The sequence below is a fragment of the Pseudomonas fluorescens genome (assembly GCF_003732425.1).
Classification (GTDB): domain Bacteria; phylum Pseudomonadota; class Gammaproteobacteria; order Pseudomonadales; family Pseudomonadaceae; genus Aquipseudomonas; species Aquipseudomonas fluorescens_BE.
Genome location: NZ_MOBX01000002.1, coordinates 151,908 through 170,515, shown reverse-complemented (window position 1 = coordinate 170,515; position 18,608 = coordinate 151,908). Strand labels below are relative to the sequence as shown.

Sequence of the window (18,608 nt, the reverse complement as noted above, 5' to 3'; positions counted from 1 at the left end):
CAACGACCAGCCTACTTCAGGCCCACCACCCCCGCCACAATCAGTCCTACCGAAACCAGTTTGACCAGGGTCAGGCTCTCCCCCAGCAGGGCAAAGCCGAGGAACACCGTGCCGAGCGAGCCGATCGCCGTCCAGACCGGATAGGCGATGCTCACCGGCAGTTCACGCATCGCCAGGGTCAGGAAATAAATCCCGCCGACCGCCGCGACCACGGTGATCAGCGAGGGCCAGAGCCGGGTGAAACCTTCGGCATACTTCATGCCCATGGCGAAGGTCACTTCAAATCCGGCGGCGATCAGCAGGCACAGCCAGGCCACCTAGAACTCCCGGGCAAGGCTGAGCAGACGCTGCTCCGCCTCGGCCAGCGACACCGTGAAGGTGCGTTCGGCGGATTCTTCGCCCTCGGCCGCGACCACGGTGACGTCGTTGATGCCGATGAAACCCAGCGCCGTGCGCAACCACGGATCAGCATGGTTCAAGGCTTCCAGCTCACCACCCGGACCGAATCCGAAACCACCGCGACTGGTGACGATCAGCGCCTTCTTGCCCTGCAACAGCGGGGTGTACTGGGCGACGCCGTTGTCCAGCGTGTGATCGAAGGTCAGGCCAAGCCGCACGATTTGATCGACCCAGGCCTTGAGGCCACTGGGTACGCTGAAGTTGTACATCGGCGTGGAAATCAGTAGCAGGTCGTGGTCGAACAACTCGCCGACCAGTTGATCGCTCAGGGCCAGATCGGCCTGCATCGACAATGGACGCGCTTCAGGCTGTGGATAAAATGCGGCGGCGACAAAGGCTTCATTGACGGCCGGAATCAGCGCTCGACCGACTTCACGCCGAGTCACCTGCGCCTGTGGATGACGCACCTGCCAGGCACTGAGAAAAACTTCCGCCAACCGCCGCGAGTGCGAACGGTCGCCCCGTGGGCTGGCATGAATCGCAAGAATCCTGCTCATCTGTAAATCCTCCGGACTAGAATCGAACTTGCTTGTGGCTTGCAGCTTGAAGCTCGCCACCGTTTCTCTACAAATGAGCAAAAATCAGTCAGGATGAATTCATTTCACCCATGGAGCTTTCAATGTTCGCCTCGCTACCGCTGACCGCCCTGCGCGCCTTTGAATCGGCCTCACGGTTGCTGAGTTTCAAGGCTGCCGCCGAAGAGCTGTCGGTCACGCCCACCGCGATTTCTCATCAGATCCGTTCGCTGGAAGACTGGCTCGGCGTCGCCCTGTTCGAACGTCTGCCACGCCAAGTGCGCCTGACCGAAGGCGGCGAACGCCTGTTCCGCAGCCTGCACGGCGCACTGCTGGAGGTGGCGCAAAGCGTCGACACTCTGCGTCCGCAACGCAGCGGCAGCACGCTGACGCTATCGACCACCGCCGCGTTTGCTGCGCTATGGCTGGTGCCGCGCCTCGGGCGCTTTTATGCGCAGCATCCGAACATCAACGTGCGCCTCGATACTCACTGCGAGGTCATCGATCTGCATCAGGACGCCAGTGTCGATCTGGTCCTGCGCTACAGCCTCGACGATTACCCCAACCTGTATGGCCTGTGCCTGTTCGATGAATCGTTCGGTGTGTACGGCTCGCCCGAGCAAGTGGCGCTGGCGGCACGGCGCACGCCGACATTGATCAGCGTGCACTGGCACAACTCGAAGCTGTATGCCCATGGCTGGGAAGCGTGGTGCGCCGAGGCCGGCGTAAACTGGTTGAACCAGCAACCGGCCATCCGCGAATACGATGAAGAGCATTACGCCCTGCAAGCGGCGATCGCCGGGCAAGGACTGGTGCTGGCGAGCAATATTCTGGTGTCGGAGAGTGTCGCCAGCGGATTGCTGGTGCCGTTCATGGGCCAGGTTCAGGTCGATGGCGCCGGGTACAGCGCGTTGTGTGTACCGGGGCGCGAGCGGCACCCGCCAGTGCGGGCGTTTTTTGCCTGGTTGCGCGAAGAAGCGCAGCGCTCGGGACTGGCACCCAGGTCGCAGCAAATCGGGTAAAACTTTTTGCAACGCTGATGACTCACAGCTTAGGCAACGACCGCGTCCATAGAACGTGGCGACAATCGGATTAGCCTCCAGGAGATCGAAATGAGCGACGACCTGCATCTGTCAGATGTTCAAACCTTGCGCGACCGTGCGCGCCAAAACGTCGAGAACGGCGCCGTCACCGAGGGCTACAGCGCCGACCGTGAAGAGGTGCTGCGCTTGCTCAATGAATCGCTGGCCACAGAACTGGTCTGCGTGTTGCGCTACAAGCGCCACTACTTCATGGCCAATGGCGTGAAAGCCCATGTGGCCGCCGAAGAGTTTCTCGAGCACGCCACCCAGGAAGCCCAGCACGCCGACCGTCTGGCCGAGCGCATTGTGCAATTGGGCGGCGAGCCTGAGTTTAACCCCGACATGCTGTCGAAGATGTCCCACGCGCAATACGTGGCCGGGACAACGTTGAAAGAAATGGTCTACGAAGACCTCGTTGCCGAGCGGATCGCCATCGACAGCTACCGCGAGATCATCCAGTACATCGGCGAGAAAGACCCGACTACGCGGCGTATCTTCGAAGATATTCTGGCGCAGGAAGAAGAGCATGCCGATGACATGGCTGACATCCTGAACGACCTGTAACCCTTCCAAACCGCCTTCGCGAGCAGGCTCGCTCCCACACTCGACCGCATCCATCTGAAGGAATGCGGTCCCCTGTGGGAGCGAGCCTGCTCGCGAAGGGGCCCTTACGGGCACCGACTATTTGGTGGGTTTTACGGTGACAGGCGCCTTGCCCGCCTTCATCTGCTCCAGCAACGGCGCACACTGATTCGGCTCACCGCCACTCGGTGCCACCAGCGCCAACAGCCCCGCCGCCGGCGCGGCGATCACACCCAGTGCAACCATCCCCGCCCCGCGCAACATCAATGGCACGGCCTTCACGCCGGCATCCGGCTTGATGAACTTGCCGCGCACATACAGCGGCGAACGCAGGGAAATCAAACGCCAGCCCTTGGATTCCGGGGTCACGGTCAGATCCAGTTGCTCGGTGGCCATGTTCGCCGTGCCGTCGATGTAGATGATCGCGTTCTCGGTATCGAAGACAAACAACTGCGTGGTGGCCAGACCGGTCTTGATGTCGAAGTCCGCCGCCGCGCAGTTGATCTTCACTTCCTTGTCGCCAAAGATCTTGCCGACCACATAGTTGCCGACGTTAAGTCCGGCCAGTTCCATCAGCTCACGGCTGATCGCGCCGTCGTTGATCAACATCTTCAACTTGCCGTTGGCCCCGCCCAGCAGCTTGGCCACCGAGTTGCCGCGACCAGTGATATCGGCGTCACCGTTGAGTTCACCGAAACTGGTTTTCATCGGTTCGAAGGTCGGGAACAGCTCCTTGAGCTTGAACTTTCGCGCAGTCAGTTTCGCCCGACCTTCCAGCGGCTCGGTGCGGCCATTGAGGCGAATCTGGGCATCGAGATCACCGCCAGCGACGCCAAAGCGCAGTGGCTCCAGGCTGAGTTCGCCGTCATTGAGTTTCAGGTGGGTATAGAGGTCGTTGAACGGCAGTTTCTCGCTGTGAACGATGCGCTTGCCGGTGAACTCGACGTCGGCATCCATCGCGCGCCAGCGATCAGTCTTGAACTCTTCCACCGGCAGCACTTTATCGGCCGGCTGTTTGCTTTCGCCGCCGCGCGCCTTTTGCTTGTCATTGGAATCGGCGCCGATCAGCGGTGCGAGGTCAGCGAACAACAGTTGATTGGAGAGCAACGCGCCGCTGAGTTTCGGCCGTGGCTGGCTGGCGACGTAGGTCAGGTCGCCATGAATATCACTGCTGCCGATCTTGCCGTTGAACTGCTCGTAGGTGAACTTCGCGCCCGCCTCGTCATGCAGTTTGGCGATCAAATGGCCGTCGGTGGAGTACGGCGGGGTGTCCGGCAGGGTCACGCCAGTCAGCGGATAAAGATTGCCAAGACTGGCGCCGGCCAGTTTCAGGCGCAGATCGAGGGCGCCCAGGTTCAACGGATCGGTCAGCGTGCCGGCCAGTTCGATGCGGGTGTCGCCGATCTTCGCCTGCGCCTGCAGCGGGAACGGCTTGCGCGCGTCCTGCAAGGCGAGCAGCCCGCCGATCTTGCCTTGGCCGGTGAGGTTCTGACCGTGGTATTGGCCTTTGACCTTCAAGGCAAATGCATAATCCTGCGGCGCACCGCCCTTGTCCTGCGCAGTCTTTGCCGCTTTGGCACCGACGATGTCGCTGTAAGGGATCGGCTTGCCCAGCGGGTCGATCAGTACATCAAGATTGGTCTTCAGGGTCTGATCGTTCAGTGTGACATGACCCTTGTCGAATCCGATGGCACCGATGTCGACCACCCAATTGGAGGGTTCTGCATTCGGATCTTTCGGGTCGAACTTGAACGTCCAGTTGGCACGGCCGTCGGCCAGACGCTGCAACTCGGCGTTGGGTTCGGTCAGATCAATGCGCGGAATCACCACGCGTTGTACCAGCAGCGCCAGCGGCGAGATTCGCAGCTCAACGCGTTTGAGCGTGACCATCTGCGGTTGTTTCGACCAGTCCGGGTTGCCCAGGCTCAAATCCTCGGCGACCACGTGTGGCCACGGCACCCAGGCGCGCCAGCCACCTTCGTCCGGCTCGCGCTGCCAGATCACCGCGAGGTTGCCATTGATGGCAAACGGTCGGTGCAGTTCTTCCGAGACTTTGGCGTTAAGCGGCGGTTTGATCCGGTTCCAGTCGAAGAACACGATGATCAACACCAGCACGGCCAATAGCAGCACGAGGGTGGCGAAGGTCCAGCTGAAGATTTTTCCAGTGCGCGTCATGCACAAAACTCCTGATCACGACCGCACGCAAAGACTGCGGCGTACGGCTGAAACGGCGGGCCAAAGCGGCCCTCATGAAATCTACGACTGGCAAACGAGCCGCAGGTTTAATCGAAAGGCCGATGACCGCGCAAAAAGTCGCGCGAAATCTGACCGTTCAGTCGAACAGCGTTACCGCGACCCGCACTTTTGCGAGGCGCGAGTGAGTCGAAAATACCCACCCCGGTGCAAAACCGTCGCCCGGAAAGCCGCGATCTAGAGCCTTCCGGCAGAACAATCAATTCTGTTGATTATTACCATTGCGTTTATGAACTTTTATATCGACTTATCGAGAGTAGCATTGCCTTCGTACCCACTTTATCGCCCTCCCAAGGAGCAACCCATCATGAAACGCCAATTACTGCTAAGTCTTACCCTCTCGATGCTGGCCAGCACTGCTTTTGCCTTGCCGGCCGCCGATCAGGCTACTCCGCAAGTAAAAGACAGCCACTCGGTGTTCAGCCAAACCCTCGCCGAAGACGGCTATGACAAAACTCCACAAGGTCAGACCCTGGCTGAAGATGGCTTCGACAAAACCCCACAAGGTCAGTCGGTAGCAGAAAACGGTCGCAATCGCCTGGAAGAAAAAGGTCTGGTTGAAGACGGCTACGACAAAACCCCACAAGGCCAGGCAGTTGCTGAAAACGGTCGCAATCGTCTGGAAGAAAAAGGTCTGGTTGAAGACGGCTACGACAAAACCCCACAAGGCCAAGCCGTTGCCGAAGGTGGTGGTGACCGCGTTATCGAACGCAACAGCGCTGTGAGCTAAGCCCATGGCGGCCCTGAAAAAAAGCCCAATCACCGGATTGGGCTTTTGCCTTTTGCGCCGCAGCTATAAATGAGAGCTCCATTCCCCGCTGCTTTCCCCCCTGCCGTTCGACGCCGATAAAGCTGATTTGCTAGAGTGCGGCGCTTGTCCTACCAAAGAACACACCCTGCGATGCTGCCCCGCGCCGAACAGAAACAACAGACCCGCAACGCCTTGATGGACGCTGCCCGCCACCTGATGGAAAGCGGCCGAGGATTCGGCAGCCTGAGTCTGCGCGAAGTGACCAAGACCGCCGGGATCGTGCCCACCGGTTTCTACCGACATTTTGCCGATATGGATGAGCTGGGCCTGGTGCTGGTCAGTGAAGTCGGCCAGACCTTTCGCGAAACCATTCGTTTGGTGCGTCACAACGAATTCGTTATGGGCGGCATCATCGATGCCTCGGTGCGAATTTTCCTCGACGTGGTCAGCGCCAACCGCTCGCAATTTCTGTTTCTGGCGCGTGAACAGTACGGCGGTTCGCTGCCGGTGCGTCAGGCGATCGGGCGATTGCGCGAGAACATCAGCTCCGATCTGGCAGCCGACCTGACGATGATGCCCAAGCTTCAACATCTGGACGCTGCCGGTTTGAGCGTGATGGCTGACCTGATCGTCAAATCGGTATTCGCCACCCTGCCGGACATCATCGACCCGCCCGCTGACGCGCTACCGGAGCATCTGACGCCGCAGGCGAAGATTACTCAGCAACTGCGCTTTATCTTTATCGGCCTCAAGCACTGGCAAGGGCTGGGCAGTACCGAATAACTGCCCCTCACTTTCAGCCTCAACAAATCCCCCTGGGGGAGCGAGCCTGCTCGCGAAAGCGTCGCTTCAGCTACATTTATATGGCTGACACACCGCCTTCGCGAGCAGGTCGAATCGTCGCACCGTCGCTCCCACAATTGGTTCATGTGTCGCGGCTCTGATTTGGTGCATAAAAAAATCTTCACGCACCAAAACCTTCCATAATTCCGCAACATCCTGAAACATCCACTACGCTCCGACGGGGATTTCCTACATCCCGTCCGATTGGCAAGGCCCTTGCTCTAACCTGAGTATTGTCCATAGCTGGAAGTTTTCCGATGCTGGTGATTCACCGCAGAATCGACCCTCAACCCGTCTGGGCCGCCGAGTTGCACCTGACCTTCGAAGCACGGAGCAAAAGCCGTTTGCGCTGTTTCAGTGCCGAGGGCGAAGACGTCGGGTTGTTTTTGGAGCGCGGTCAGTCGCCGCTGTATGACGGCGAATGCCTACAGGCTGAAGACGGGCGCATCGTCCGCGTCTGCGCCCGCCCCGAACAGTTGCTGCACGTCACCTGCGCCAATGCCTTCGAACTGACCCGCGCCGCTTATCACCTGGGCAATCGTCACGTTGCCTTACAGGTTGGCGATGGCTGGCTGCGTCTGCTCGACGATTACGTGCTCAAGGCCATGCTCGAACAACTGGGCGCGCAGGTCGAAGCGATCGAAGCGCCATTCCAGCCTGAGCACGGCGCCTATGGCGGCGGCCATCACCATTCACGCCACGGCGACGAAGACTTCAACTACGCGCCGAAACTCCATCAGTTCGGCGTACGCCTGTGAATCCCGCCTGGGCGCTGCTGCGCCTGGCCAGTCCGCAATTGCCGATTGGCGGTTACAGCTATTCGCAAGGTCTGGAAATGGCGGTGGATAACGGCCGCGTGAACAGCCCGGACAGTGCTCGACGCTGGATCAGCGATCAGTTGTTGCTCAACCTCGCCCGCTTCGAAGCGCCATTGCTGCTCGCGCATTGCCAAGCGGCGGCGGATGAACAATGGGCCGAGCTGCAGATTCTGTGCGAAAGCCATCGCGCCAGCCGCGAGACGCGCGAGCTGCATCTGGAAAGCCGGCAGATGGGCTATTCGTTGCAGCAATTGCTCAATGGTTTGCCGGAACTCGACGCGCCGGCCCGCGACTTTCTCGACCAATGCCCCGAACCGCATCTGGCCCTGTGCTGGGCGCTGGCCGCGCGCGCCTGGGGCATCAGCCCGCAAGACGCCCTCGCCGCGTGGCTGTGGAGCTGGCTGGAAAACCAGCTCGCCGTCCTGATGAAAACCCTGCCGCTGGGCCAGCAAGCCGCCCAGCGCCTGACCAGCGAACTGCTGCCGCTGCTGCAACAAGCGCAGCAGGACGCCAGCCGAATCAATCCCGACCACATGGGCAGCGCCGCGTTCGGTCTGTCCCTGGCGTGCATGGCCCACGAGCGCCAGTACAGCCGCCTCTTCCGTTCTTAGGAGAAACAACCATGAACACACAACCTCTGCGCGTCGGCATCGGCGGCCCGGTCGGTTCCGGCAAAACCGCATTGACCCTGGCCCTGTGCCTGGCCCTGCGCGAGCGCTACAACCTCGCCGTGGTCACCAACGACATCTACACCCGCGAAGACGCCGATTTCCTGGTGCGCAACGAAGCCTTGGCGCCGGAGCGGATCATCGGCGTGGAAACCGGTGGCTGCCCGCACACGGCGATCCGCGAGGACGCCTCGATCAACCTGGAAGCGGTGGATCAACTGAACAAGCGCTTTCCGGGGCTGGATCTGATTCTGGTGGAGTCTGGCGGCGACAACCTGTCGGCGACCTTCAGCCCGGAACTGTCCGACCTGACCATCTACGTGATCGACGTCTCGGCCGGCGACAAGCTGCCGCGCAAGGGCGGGCCGGGGATCTGCAAATCCGATCTGCTGGTGATCAACAAGATCGACCTGGCGCCGCTGGTGGGCGCCTCGCTGGAGATGATGGACAGCGACACAAAACGCATGCGCAACGGCAAGCCGTTCGTCTTCAGCAACCAGAAAACCGGTCAGGGCCTTGAGCAAATCATCGCCTTCATCGAACGCCAGGGCCTGCTGACCGCAGCCTGATTCACTGCTCAACAAGGAAGCTTATCCATGACACTCAAACGTATTCTTGGCGCCGTGGCGCTGCTGCTGACACCTGCACTGGCCTTCGCTCACCCGGGGCATGGCGACAGCGGTCTGGTCGCCGGCATCAGCCACCCGATTGGCGGCCTCGACCATCTGCTGGCGATGGTGGCGGTTGGCTTGTGGGCCGCGCAGCAGCAAGGCGCGGCGCGCTGGGCGCTGCCGTGCACCTTTGTTGGAACCATGCTGATCGGCGGCCTGCTCGGGTTTGAAGGGCTGGAGTTGCCAGCGCTGGAAAGCGGGATTGCCGCGTCGGTGCTGGCGTTGGGGCTGGCGGTGGCGCTGGCGGTGCGTCCGCCGTTGGTCATGGCAGTGGCGGCAACGGCGCTGTTTGCCTTGTTCCATGGCGTGGCGCATGGCTTGGAACTGCCGGACATGAGCAGTCCTTGGGCGTATGCGGCAGGTTTCGTAGTCGCAACGGCTGCACTGCATGCGGCGGGTTACGCCGTGGTGCGGTTCCTGCCTCAAGCTGCTGCACCATTGGTGCGGTTGGCAGGAGCGGCTTCGGCGGTGACTGGCGCCTGGTTGCTGGCCGGTTGATTTTTTAGCGCTTGAACGGCCCTCATCGCCAGCAGGCTGGCTCCCACAAGTTTTGTGTACGCTGCAAATCAATTGTGGGAGCCAGCCTGCTGGCGATAGCGGTCTGACAGACACCGCGTCTCTAAAGCCTGCCGCTCTGCTACCATGTCGCGCAATCGCCCCAGCCGTGACGACGTCCGCCCATGCCCCACGCTTCTCGCTCCACCTCCCTGCCCGAATTGACCGCCCTGTTCGGCGCTGTGCAACAGCACTTCGTCAACGTCATCGTGCCGCTTTGGCAAGGTCCGGGCTGGAACGCCGACATGGCATTGCCCTACGAGGCGCTGGACGCCACGCATCAACCGCTGCCACCGCAACGCTACCGGGCGATGGCCTGTGCACGGCAGTTGTATCTGTTTTCCAGTCTGATCGGGGTTGTGGATAACGCTGACGTACGCGCGGCAGCGCTGTTTCGCTCGCTGCAACGGCACTTCCATGATGCCGAGCATGGCGGCTGGTTCTACAGCATCGACGCCCAGGGCAAACCGCTGGATCAGCGCAAGGATCTCTACACCCACGCCTTTATCCTGTTTGCCTGCGCGCATTACTGGGACAAGTCCGGCGATCCGCTGGTCGAGTCGACGCTGAATGCGGCGCTGGAAATCATTGGCCGGCGCTTTGCGACAGGCGACGGTTTGTACGAAGCCTGTCTGGAACGCGACTGGATCACCCTGCAAACCGGTCCACTGCAGAACCCGTTGATGCACCTGGCCGAAGCATTTCTTGCCACCCTCGCCGTGCGCGAAGATGCCCAGACGCAGAAAGCGTTGCTGGAGTTATGCACTGCCATGCACAAGCACTTCGTCGACCCGCAGCATGGCGTGTTGATGGAGAAACCGCTCGGCGCTGTGGATAACTGGTACGAGCCGGGGCATCAGTTCGAGTGGTATTTCCTGCTCGAATCGTCAGAGCTGTTGCGTGGATCGAAACTGCATGGGGCGCTGGATCGAGCATTTGCGTTCACCGAGCAATACGGTGTGGTGCAGCCATCCGGCGCGGTGCGGGCGATGCTCGATCTGGAAACGAATGGACGCCCGCGAGACTCGACCCAGCGGATCTGGGCGCAGGCGGAATATCTGCGCGCGCTGACCTTGCGGCAGGGCAGTGAAGCGGTGGTGCTGCGTCAGTTGCAGGCGTTGCAGCAGCGGTTTCTGCATGCCGGTGGCTGGCATGAGTGCCGGGATGAGCAAGGGGAAGTCAGTCGCAAGGACATGCCGTCGACGACGCCGTATCACCTCGCGACCTGCTATCACGGCCTCACCGAATATTTGCAACCCTAACCTGTAGCGAGGGAGCTTGCTCCCGCTTGAGTGCGCAGCGCTCACAAAATCTTGGGGCCGCTGCGCAACCCAGCGCGAGCAAGCTCGCTCGCCACAGCAACCCATCAGCGATGGATCAGGCGATCCACTTCTTGTCCCCGGTAAAGCTGATGGTCAGCCACCGCGCCGCATCCGGCTTGCCCAGCTTCGCGGAAATCTCCTCGCGTAACGCATCCAGCTGTCCGACATTGCTCAGCGCATAGTCCGCCGGCAACACCACATGAATCTCGATAAACCGCGCCCGGCCGTGCTTCTGCACGTACGACACGTAATCGTCGAAACCATGCTCGGTTTTCGCCGCGTCCATCACCTGGCGCACCTGATCATCCAGCGTGTCCGGGGCAATCCCCAAGACATCGCGCAGCGCCGGGCCAAGAATCTTGAACGCCGGCGGCAACATGGTCAGCGCCAGCACGATCAGGATCAGCGGGTCGACATACACCGCCCACTGGCCATAGCCCTGAGCCTTGAGCAGCAGCGCCGCGAGGAAACTGATCAGCAGGCCCACAGACAGCATCGCATCCACCAGCCAACTGATGTTGTCGAACTGGATCAGACTGGATTTGAGCTTGCGGTTACGGTGCCGCACGTAGAAGAAGTAGGCGAACTCGACAACGGTGAACACCGCCGCATAAATGATCACCAGCCCCAACTCGATATCGCGGCCACCATTGATGATGCCGAACACGCCGTTGAGAAACGCGTAGATCGCGATCAGCATCAGGAAACTGCCTTCGATCAGCAGCACCATCGGCTCCAGATGCCAGAAACCGAACTGGAAGCGGTGGTTGCTTTCCTTGGCGATCAGCTTGGCAGTGATCAGCATCAGGACTTTGATGAAGGTTGCGATCAGCGAGAAAAAACCATCAAACAGGATGGATTGGGAACCTGAAACAAAACCGGTGACGATCCCGGCAATCGCCACCGCCAACATCAGAATGGTCGATTGTTTGAGCAGTGCCTGCTCACCTCGGTTACTCACTTTGACTCCTCGAAAAACCTTGAAAACCGCAGAGTGCGGTTGGGTTGTTGCGAGGGGAGTTTACCTTATCAGCGGTTTTCGCCCGGTTTTGTGGCGAGGGAGCTTGCTCCCGCTGGACTGCGCAGCAGGCCCCTGCTTGTTTTGAGCTGAAGAGCAGGGGGCGCTTCGCACCCCAGCGGGAGCAAGCTCCCTCGCCACAGGCTTTGGTGTCAGGCCTTGTTCCGCTCGATGGCAAAACCCGCCCAGGTCTGGCTCACCGGCATCAATTCCAGGCTGTTGATGTTGATGTGCGCCGGCGCATTCATCACCCAGAAAATCGTCTCGGCGATGTCCTGTGGCTGGATCGGCTCGGCACCGGCGTAGGTCGCGTTGTAGCGTTCCTGATCGCCGGCAAAACGCACCAGCGAGAACTCGCTTTCGCACAGCCCAGGCTCGATGTTGCTGACCCGCACGCCCGTGCCCTGCAAGTCGCAGCGCAGGTTCAGCGAGAACTGTTTAACGAACGCCTTGGTTGCGCCATACACATGGCTGCCCGGGTACGGATAGTTGCCGGCGATGGAGCCAAGGTTGACGATACCGGCGCCACGGCCATGGGCGATCAGGCGTGGCAGCAGCAAACGCGTGGCGTACATCAGGCCTTTGACGTTGGTGTCGACCATGGTGTCCCAATCGTCCAGATCGCACTTCGGCGCCGGGTCCACGCCCAGGGCCAGACCTGCGTTGTTGATCAGGCCACGCAGTTTGGCGAACGACGGCGGCAGGTTGGCGATCGCCGCTTCCATCGCCTGGCGATCACGCACATCAAGCACCAGACCGTGCACTTCGGTCTGCTTCGACAATTCAGCACACAGCGCGGTCAGGCGTTCTTCACGACGGCCGGTCAGCACCAGTTTCCAGCCAGCCTCGGCGAAACGGCGGGCACAGGCTTCACCAAATCCGGACGTCGCGCCGGTGATAAACAGGGTGTTGGACATCGTGTTCTCCTTGCTTCGGCCACCGGGGCAGCCCTTGGAATAGAAAATCAGCAGGCAGCATGCCCGCCCGCGCTTTCACGGGCAACACCCACAAGCGGTACAAAAAACAACCAACTCTGTCGACGCCATAGCCACCGTGGCCTGTAGCCATGTGCACGCATGTTATCCACAGTCCCTTCCACAGTTTCCGGGGGCAACTGAAAACGCGCAAAGCCGCGCCACACAAGGCTTTGCGAGGGAAATAGAAAGTTTTTTGCTTGACCCTGAAGCGACAGATGTGCGGGAGATGGCACTTTGCACGACCGACTGGTCGCCGCTGTGATTGCGCGGGGCCAGTAATTACGCTGCTTAGCGGAGTCTTTCCAGAGTTTAGTCACAGACTTATCCACAGGCTTGTTCACATGGAATGGCCGCTGCGGCACCACCCAGAAAAAGGTTGACAACGACGTCTTCCGCTCCCTTAAAAACGCCTGATCAAAAAACAACCACATCCTTACAAGCCACGGTTTACAAGGCTTGCAGCCATATACACCCACGTTATTCACAGCCAGCTCCACAGTAACCGGGGACAAGTCAAAACTGTGGAAAAACAGCCATTTGCAGCGTCTATATGTCGCGCTTTGGCAGCTTGGGGAATTTGTTTTCCACAATTCCACACAGGACTTGAAATTACCGATCAATTCCCTGTAGGAGCTGCCGAAGGCTGCGATCTTTTGATGTTGTCTTTAAGATCAAAAGATCGCAGCCTTCGGCAGCTCCTGCACAGGCGTGCGATATCTTTGGGGGATGTAAAAAAGCCCCGGGACTTTCGTCGCCGGGGCTATGCATAACGCGGAAAGAATCAGTGCCCGCCCAGATAAGCGTTACGCACCTCCTCATTCACCAGCAACTCTTTACCCGTGCCCGTCAGTCGAATCTCGCCGTTGACCATCACATACGCGCGATCAGACAGCTTCAGCGCATGGTTGGCGTTCTGCTCGACCAGGAAAATGGTCATGCCGGTTTTTGCCAGTTCGCGCAGGGTGGCGAAGATCTGCTTCACCACAATCGGCGCCAGGCCGAGACTAGGCTCATCGAGCAGCAACAGCTTCGGCCGGCTCATCAACGCACGGGCAATGGCGAGCATTTGCTGCTCACCGCCAGACATCGTCATCGCCCGCTGGGTGCGCCGCTCCTCAAGCCGTGGAAACAGCTCGAACATGCGCTGCATGTCCTCTTTGGCGTACTTGTCGCCAATCGGGATGGTGCCCATCAGCAGGTTCTCCTCGACGGTCATGTCAGGGAACACCCGCCGCCCTTCCGGCGATTGCGCAATGCCGTTGGAGGCGATGTAGTGCGAAGACTTATGGGTGATGTCGACGCCTTGATACAGGATCTGCCCGCCCGCCGCCCGTGGCTGGCCGAAGATCGACATCAGCAACGTCGATTTACCCGCACCGTTGGAGCCGATCAGGCTGACGGTTTCCCCTTCATTGATTTGCAGCGAAACACCTTTGAGGGCCTGAATCGGGCCGTAGAAGACGTCGAGGTCTTTGAGTTCGAGGATCGGTTGGGTCATGCCACTTCCTCTTCATCGGCGCCCAGATAGGCCGCGATCACTTTCGGATCATTGCGGATCGCTTCAGGCCCGCCTTCAGCGATGACGACGCCGTGGTCCAGCACCACGATGTGGTCGGAAATACTCATCACCATGCCCATGTCGTGTTCGATCAGCACCACGGTCAGATCGTGCTCGTCGCGCAGCAGCCGGATCATCGCGCTGAGCGCTTCGGTTTCCTGAGGGTTAAGGCCGGCGGCCGGTTCGTCGAGGCAGATGATCTGCGGCCGCGTGCACATGGCTCGGGCAATCTCCAGACGACGCTGTTGACCGTACGAGAGCTCACCGGCGAGACGGTTGGCGCAGTCCACCAGATCGACCACTTCCAGCCAGTAGAACGCGCAGTCCAGCGCGTCGCTTTCGGCCTTGCGATAGCCTTTGGTGTTGAGGATGCCGGCGAGCATGTTGCGGTTGACCCACATGTGCTGGGCCACCAGCAGGTTTTCCAGCACCGACATTTCCTTGAACAAACGAATGTTCTGGAAGGTTCGCGCCAGGCCTGCACGGTTTACCAGGTGCGTACCGCCGAACATCTTGTAGTACATGCGGCTGAGGAAGGATTTCGGCGAGACGAAATCCGTCGGTTTGAACGACTCGCCCAGCAACTGGATGACGTTGGTCTGCTGGCCGCGCACATTGAGTTCGATCTTGCCGCCGGTGGCTTTGTAGAACCCGGTCAGGCAGTTGAACACCGTGGTCTTGCCGGCGCCGTTGGGGCCAATCAAGGCGAAGATCGAGTTGCGTTTGACCTTCAGGCTGACATCGCTCAAGGCCTTGATGCCACCGAAATGCATCATCAGTTTTTCAACAGAGAGTACGACTTCACTCATGGCGCAGTCCTCTCATAGTGAATGGCACCTTTGCGTGGAGTGACCCCGGTACGGCTGATGCGAATCAGCCCGCGTGGTCGCCAGATCATCATCAACACCATCAGGATGCCGAACAGCAGCACGCGATATTCGGCGAAGCCGCGCAGCAATTCCGGAGCAACCGTCAGCACGAATGCGGCGATCACCACACCGATGGTCGAACCCATGCCGCCGAGCACGACGATGGCGAGGATCAACGCCGATTCGAAGAAGGTGAAAGAAGTCGGGTTGACGAAGCCTTGGTAAGTCGCGAAGAACACACCGGCCAGACCTGCGGTCGACGCACCGATGGTGAACGCCGAGAGTTTGACCAGCACGTGGTTGAGGCCCATCGAACGGCAGGCAATTTCATCTTCCCGCAAGGCTTCCCAGGCGCGACCGACCGGCATTTTCACCAGCCGATGCTTGATGTACAGCACGGCCAAGACCACGAGGAACAACACCGCGTAGATGAAGTAGTACTTCACATCCGGGTTATAGGCGATGCCGAAGAACTCGTGAAACGGCACCCCGCCATCCTTCGCCCGCTTACCGAACTCCAGACCGAAGAACGTCGGCAGTGGCGCCGGCATGCCGTTCGGGCCGCCGGTCAGTGACAACCAGTTGTTGAGGATCAGGCGAATGATTTCACCGAAGCCCAGGGTCACGATCGCCAGGTAGTCGCCATGCAGACGCAACACCGGGAAACCGAGGATGCAACCGGCCAGCCCGGCAGTGATCGCCGCCAGCGGCAGTACCGTCCAGAAGCCCAGGCCGAGGTATTGATAACCCAGCGCCAGACCGTAGGCGCCGATGGCGTAGAACGCCACGTAACCGAGGTCGAGCAGACCGGCCAGACCGACCACGATGTTCAGCCCCAGCCCCAGCAGCACGTAGATCAACCCGAGGATGACCACGCCCAGCAGATAGGAATTGGAGACAAACGGCACGATGACGGCCAGCACAATCAGCAGCGGGATGATCCAGCGCAGCGAGGATTTGTGATCGGCAGGCAGCACGTGCACACCAGAGCCAGTACTCTCGAATCCGTCGAGAATTTTCAGGCCCTTGGGCGTTTGCAGGAACAGGCTGAGGGCAAAGCGACCGACCATGACAATGCCGATGATCCAGGCCACGCGAGTCGGTTCGAGGTTGAAGCTGTAACCTTCGAGCACGACGCCGACAATCGGACCAAAAACGATCAGGGCAATCAGGCCGGCAAGAATCGCCTCAACCAGGCTTTTTTTGATATCAATGCTTTTTTGAGTGGTTGAAGACATCGCTTACACCTTCGACACAAGAGGACGGCCCAACAGGCCCTGCGGCCGGAAGACCAGAACAAGTACGAGCAGCGAGAAGCTGAACACGTCTTTGTAGTCGGAGTTGACCAGGCCGGAGAACAGCGACTCGGAGATGCCGAGGATGATCCCGCCGAGCATCGCACCAGGCAATGAACCGATCCCGCCGAGTACCGCTGCGGTAAACGCCTTGATGCCGATAATGAAGCCGGCATAGAAGTCGAAAGTGCCGTAGTTCATGGTGATCAGCACGCCGGCCAGCGCCGCCATGGCTGCACCGATGATGAACACGTAGGAAATGACCCGATCGGTGTTGATGCCGAGGATCGAAGCCATCTTGCGGTCTTGCTGGGTCGCACGGCACATACGTCCGAGCTTGGTGTACTTGATCACGTAGGTCAGCAGCCCCATGCCGACGAATGCGGCCACCAGAATGAAGACTTTGGTGTAGGTCAGTTGCACGAAGCCAGTACCGACTTCAACACGCCACGCCCCGCTCAGCAGGGTAGGCACGCCCTGTTGTTTGGCGCCTTGGGCGATCTGTGCGTAGTTTTGCAGGATCAGGGAGATACCGATGGCGCTGATCAACGGTGCCAGTCGGGTGGAGTTGCGCAGGGGTTTGTAAGCGACACGCTCAATGACCCAGCCATACACCGCCGTGATCACGATGGTGAAAATCAGTGTGCCGAGCATCAGGAGCGGGAAGGATTCAATACCGAAGTAAGCCAGCAGAGCCAGACTGATTGCCGCCAGGTAAGCGGAAATCATGTAAACCTCGCCGTGGGCGAAGTTAATCATGCCGATGATGCCGTAGACCATTGTGTAGCCGATGGCGATCAGGCCATAGACCGACCCGAGGGTCAGGCCGTTGACCAGTTGCTGCAGGAAAATACCATCCATAACGCAATCTCACGCAGTGAGAACCTGCACACCTGTGATGCGCGGTTCTTCTAGGAAAAATACAGATTTACGTCGGAGCAATGTCAGCCACGATCCGCCCGTCCCACACCGCTCCTGTGGGAGCGAGCCTGCTCGCGAAAGCGGTCGATCATTCAACACATGTGTTGGCAGTCATTCCGTCTTCGCGAGCAGGCTCGCTCCCACATTGGATTGGTGGGGCTCAACTGATCGCGTCAGCCCTTACTTCTGTTTTTCCAGCTGGTGATATTTGCCGTCCTTGTCCCACTGGTAAACCACGTAGTCGGAGACTTTCAGGTCGCCCTTGGAGTCCCAGGTTTTTTCGCCCATCACGGTCTTCACCGGATTTTTCTTCAGCCAGGCCGCAGCCTCTTCGCCCTTGTTGGACTTCGCGCCGTTGAACGCAGCAGCCAGGGTCTGCACCGAAGCGTAGGCGTACAGGGTGTAGCCCTCAGGTTCAGTACCGGCTTTGCGGAAAGCGTCTACCACGGTCTTGCTGTCTGGCAGCAGGCGTGGGTCGGCGCCAAAGGTCATCAGCACGCCGTCGACGAATTGCGGGCCACCGGCGGTGGTCACCAGTTCGTCGGTCACAATGCCGTCATCGGACATGAACTTGACGTCTTTCAGACCTTGTTCACGCAGTTGGCGAACCAGCGGGCCGGCTTCCGGGTGCAGGCCGCCGAAGTAGACGACGTCGGCGCCAGCGCCACGAATCTTGGTGACGATGGTGCTGAAGTCTTTTTCGCCACGGGTCAGGCCTTCGTACAACACAGGCGTCACGCCGCGTTTGACCAGTTGTGCCTTGGTGGCATCCGCCAGGCCTTGGCCGTAGGTGTCTTTGTCGTGCAGCACGACGACTTTCTTGCCCTTGAGCACATCAACGATGTAATCGCCGGCAACAATGCCCTGTTGGTCGTCACGCCCGCACATACGGAACATGGCGCTGAGGCCACGCTCGGTGACTTGTGGGTTGGTCGAACCCGGGGTGATCGCGATGATCCCGGCTTCGTCGTAGATTTCCGAGGCTGGAATGGTCGAAGAGGAGCAGAAGTGACCGACTACACCGGCGACTTTCTGGTTGGTGAGGTCCTTGGCGACCGTCACGGCCTGCTTCGGTTCGCAGGCGTCATCGCCCTTGACCAGTACGATTTTCTCCCCGTTGACGCCGCCTGCTGCGTTGACTGCGTCAGCCGCCGCCTGTGCACCCTTCATGTACTGCTCGCCAAATGCCGCGTTGGCGCCCGTCATTGGACCCGCTACACCGATTTTCACATCAGCTTGAGCACACGCAGAAACACCCAACGCAGTAGCCACTGCGAGGGCCAGAAAGCCTTTCTTGTAAAACGTCTGGGACATGAGGTGGTGCTCCAAGGTTTTTTTTAGTTGGCACTGCGACTTCACTTCACTGAATGCTCTGAGCAAGGGCCGTGCCATCGGTTTTTTATTCTTCAAAAAGTCGCTGCTTTCTTGTTATTTCGACTGTTTCGTTCCCA

Annotated in this window: 19 protein-coding genes; 9 read left to right on the top strand and 10 right to left on the bottom strand. The window is 59.6% G+C overall.

Translation table 11 applies throughout. The features are described 5' to 3' along the window. Window positions 1-11: 11 nt before the first annotated feature. Together BK670_RS02240 and BK670_RS02235 are read right to left on the bottom strand one after the other, a co-directional pair. The gene (locus tag BK670_RS02240) at window positions 12-317 is read right to left on the bottom strand and encodes a DMT family transporter (RefSeq protein ID WP_123448428.1); all 306 of its coding nucleotides are present in this window, start codon (window positions 315-317) and stop codon (window positions 12-14) included. Beyond that, window positions 318-956, bottom strand: a complete 639-nt coding sequence (locus BK670_RS02235; protein WP_123448427.1) for an FMN-dependent NADH-azoreductase — start codon at window positions 954-956, stop codon at window positions 318-320. A 110-nt stretch (window positions 957-1,066) separates the two neighbouring features. On the opposite strand from BK670_RS02235, the gene BK670_RS02230 reads away from it, so the two are divergent. Further along, on the top strand, window positions 1,067-1,996 hold the full coding sequence (locus tag BK670_RS02230; RefSeq protein ID WP_185036715.1) for a LysR substrate-binding domain-containing protein: 930 nt from the start codon (window positions 1,067-1,069) through the stop codon (window positions 1,994-1,996). A 90-nt stretch (window positions 1,997-2,086) separates the two neighbouring features. Then, entirely contained in the window at window positions 2,087-2,620 is a 534-nt protein-coding gene (locus BK670_RS02225; RefSeq protein WP_123448425.1) for a ferritin-like domain-containing protein, read from the top strand. 117 nt (window positions 2,621-2,737) lie between these two features. Here BK670_RS02225 and BK670_RS02220 read toward each other — a convergent pair whose 3' ends face one another. Then, window positions 2,738-4,813, bottom strand: coding sequence for an AsmA family protein (locus tag BK670_RS02220; protein ID WP_123448424.1), 2,076 nt, complete (start codon window positions 4,811-4,813; stop codon window positions 2,738-2,740). A gap of 385 nt (window positions 4,814-5,198) precedes the next feature. Here BK670_RS02220 and BK670_RS02215 point away from each other — a divergent pair, with 385 nt between their 5' ends. The 7 genes from BK670_RS02215 to BK670_RS02185 all read left to right on the top strand — a co-directional run bounded on the left by BK670_RS02215 (window position 5,199) and on the right by BK670_RS02185 (window position 10,459). Then, window positions 5,199-5,621, top strand: coding sequence for a hypothetical protein (locus BK670_RS02215; protein ID WP_123448423.1), 423 nt, complete (start codon window positions 5,199-5,201; stop codon window positions 5,619-5,621). A 171-nt stretch (window positions 5,622-5,792) separates the two neighbouring features. Then, a complete protein-coding gene (locus tag BK670_RS02210) occupies window positions 5,793-6,425 on the top strand; it encodes a TetR family transcriptional regulator (protein ID WP_123448422.1) in 633 nt (210 codons plus the stop codon). A 317-nt stretch (window positions 6,426-6,742) separates the two neighbouring features. Then, complete coding sequence (ureE, locus tag BK670_RS02205; RefSeq protein ID WP_064117220.1) at window positions 6,743-7,243, top strand: urease accessory protein UreE; 501 nt, start codon at window positions 6,743-6,745, stop codon at window positions 7,241-7,243. Then, entirely contained in the window at window positions 7,240-7,914 is a 675-nt protein-coding gene (locus BK670_RS02200; RefSeq protein ID WP_123448421.1) for an urease accessory protein UreF, read from the top strand. Before ureE ends, BK670_RS02200 begins: the two co-directional genes overlap by 4 nt. Before the next feature lie 11 nt (window positions 7,915-7,925). After that, the gene (gene ureG, locus BK670_RS02195; RefSeq protein ID WP_123448420.1) at window positions 7,926-8,540 is read left to right on the top strand and encodes an urease accessory protein UreG; all 615 of its coding nucleotides are present in this window, start codon (window positions 7,926-7,928) and stop codon (window positions 8,538-8,540) included. A 27-nt stretch (window positions 8,541-8,567) separates the two neighbouring features. Then, the gene (locus BK670_RS02190; protein WP_064379124.1) at window positions 8,568-9,140 is read left to right on the top strand and encodes a HupE/UreJ family protein; all 573 of its coding nucleotides are present in this window, start codon (window positions 8,568-8,570) and stop codon (window positions 9,138-9,140) included. A 182-nt stretch (window positions 9,141-9,322) separates the two neighbouring features. Then, window positions 9,323-10,459, top strand: a complete 1,137-nt coding sequence (locus tag BK670_RS02185) for an AGE family epimerase/isomerase (protein WP_123448419.1) — start codon at window positions 9,323-9,325, stop codon at window positions 10,457-10,459. A 115-nt stretch (window positions 10,460-10,574) separates the two neighbouring features. Here the strand turns inward: BK670_RS02185 and BK670_RS02180 are convergent, their stop codons facing one another. The 7 genes from BK670_RS02180 to BK670_RS02145 form a co-directional block, all read right to left on the bottom strand. Further along, window positions 10,575-11,480, bottom strand: a complete 906-nt coding sequence (locus tag BK670_RS02180) for a cation diffusion facilitator family transporter (RefSeq protein ID WP_123448418.1) — start codon at window positions 11,478-11,480, stop codon at window positions 10,575-10,577. Window positions 11,481-11,689: 209 nt separating this feature from the next. Next, the gene (locus tag BK670_RS02175; protein ID WP_123448417.1) at window positions 11,690-12,454 is read right to left on the bottom strand and encodes an SDR family oxidoreductase; all 765 of its coding nucleotides are present in this window, start codon (window positions 12,452-12,454) and stop codon (window positions 11,690-11,692) included. Between the two features lie 841 nt (window positions 12,455-13,295). After that, window positions 13,296-14,012, bottom strand: coding sequence for an ABC transporter ATP-binding protein (locus tag BK670_RS02165; RefSeq protein ID WP_007950655.1), 717 nt, complete (start codon window positions 14,010-14,012; stop codon window positions 13,296-13,298). Then, on the bottom strand, window positions 14,009-14,881 hold the full coding sequence (locus BK670_RS02160; RefSeq protein ID WP_123448416.1) for an ABC transporter ATP-binding protein: 873 nt from the start codon (window positions 14,879-14,881) through the stop codon (window positions 14,009-14,011). Before BK670_RS02160 ends, BK670_RS02165 begins: the two co-directional genes overlap by 4 nt. Further along, window positions 14,878-16,179, bottom strand: a complete 1,302-nt coding sequence (gene livM / locus BK670_RS02155; RefSeq protein ID WP_123448415.1) for a high-affinity branched-chain amino acid ABC transporter permease LivM — start codon at window positions 16,177-16,179, stop codon at window positions 14,878-14,880. Before livM ends, BK670_RS02160 begins: the two co-directional genes overlap by 4 nt. Before the next feature lie 3 nt (window positions 16,180-16,182). After that, on the bottom strand, window positions 16,183-17,097 hold the full coding sequence (locus tag BK670_RS02150; RefSeq protein WP_034151619.1) for an ABC transporter permease subunit: 915 nt from the start codon (window positions 17,095-17,097) through the stop codon (window positions 16,183-16,185). Window positions 17,098-17,337: 240 nt separating this feature from the next. Continuing rightward, window positions 17,338-18,471 carry an ABC transporter substrate-binding protein gene (locus BK670_RS02145; protein WP_123448414.1) on the bottom strand — a complete coding sequence of 378 codons (1,134 nt, stop codon included), beginning with the start codon at window positions 18,469-18,471 and terminating at the stop codon, window positions 17,338-17,340. Window positions 18,472-18,608 lie beyond the last annotated feature (137 nt).

Excerpts from the sequence above, each read along its gene's own strand:
- BK670_RS02235 (WP_123448427.1), bottom strand. The coding sequence starts at position 956 with ATGAGCAGGATTCTTGCGATTCATGCCAGCCCACGGGGCGACCGTTCG.
- BK670_RS02230 (WP_185036715.1), top strand. The coding sequence starts at position 1,067 with ATGGAGCTTTCAATGTTCGCCTCGCTACCGCTGACCGCCCTGCGCGCC.
- BK670_RS02225 (WP_123448425.1), top strand. The coding sequence starts at position 2,087 with ATGAGCGACGACCTGCATCTGTCAGATGTTCAAACCTTGCGCGACCGT.
- BK670_RS02220 (WP_123448424.1), bottom strand. The coding sequence starts at position 4,813 with ATGACGCGCACTGGAAAAATCTTCAGCTGGACCTTCGCCACCCTCGTG.
- BK670_RS02215 (WP_123448423.1), top strand. The coding sequence starts at position 5,199 with ATGAAACGCCAATTACTGCTAAGTCTTACCCTCTCGATGCTGGCCAGC.
- BK670_RS02210 (WP_123448422.1), top strand. The coding sequence starts at position 5,793 with ATGCTGCCCCGCGCCGAACAGAAACAACAGACCCGCAACGCCTTGATG.
- ureE (WP_064117220.1), top strand. The coding sequence starts at position 6,743 with ATGCTGGTGATTCACCGCAGAATCGACCCTCAACCCGTCTGGGCCGCC.
- ureG (WP_123448420.1), top strand. The coding sequence starts at position 7,926 with ATGAACACACAACCTCTGCGCGTCGGCATCGGCGGCCCGGTCGGTTCC.
- BK670_RS02190 (WP_064379124.1), top strand. The coding sequence starts at position 8,568 with ATGACACTCAAACGTATTCTTGGCGCCGTGGCGCTGCTGCTGACACCT.
- BK670_RS02185 (WP_123448419.1), top strand. The coding sequence starts at position 9,323 with ATGCCCCACGCTTCTCGCTCCACCTCCCTGCCCGAATTGACCGCCCTG.
- BK670_RS02175 (WP_123448417.1), bottom strand. The coding sequence starts at position 12,454 with ATGTCCAACACCCTGTTTATCACCGGCGCGACGTCCGGATTTGGTGAA.
- BK670_RS02165 (WP_007950655.1), bottom strand. The coding sequence starts at position 14,012 with ATGACCCAACCGATCCTCGAACTCAAAGACCTCGACGTCTTCTACGGC.
- BK670_RS02160 (WP_123448416.1), bottom strand. The coding sequence starts at position 14,881 with ATGAGTGAAGTCGTACTCTCTGTTGAAAAACTGATGATGCATTTCGGT.
- livM (WP_123448415.1), bottom strand. The coding sequence starts at position 16,179 with ATGTCTTCAACCACTCAAAAAAGCATTGATATCAAAAAAAGCCTGGTT.
- BK670_RS02150 (WP_034151619.1), bottom strand. The coding sequence starts at position 17,097 with ATGGATGGTATTTTCCTGCAGCAACTGGTCAACGGCCTGACCCTCGGG.
- BK670_RS02145 (WP_123448414.1), bottom strand. The coding sequence starts at position 18,471 with ATGTCCCAGACGTTTTACAAGAAAGGCTTTCTGGCCCTCGCAGTGGCT.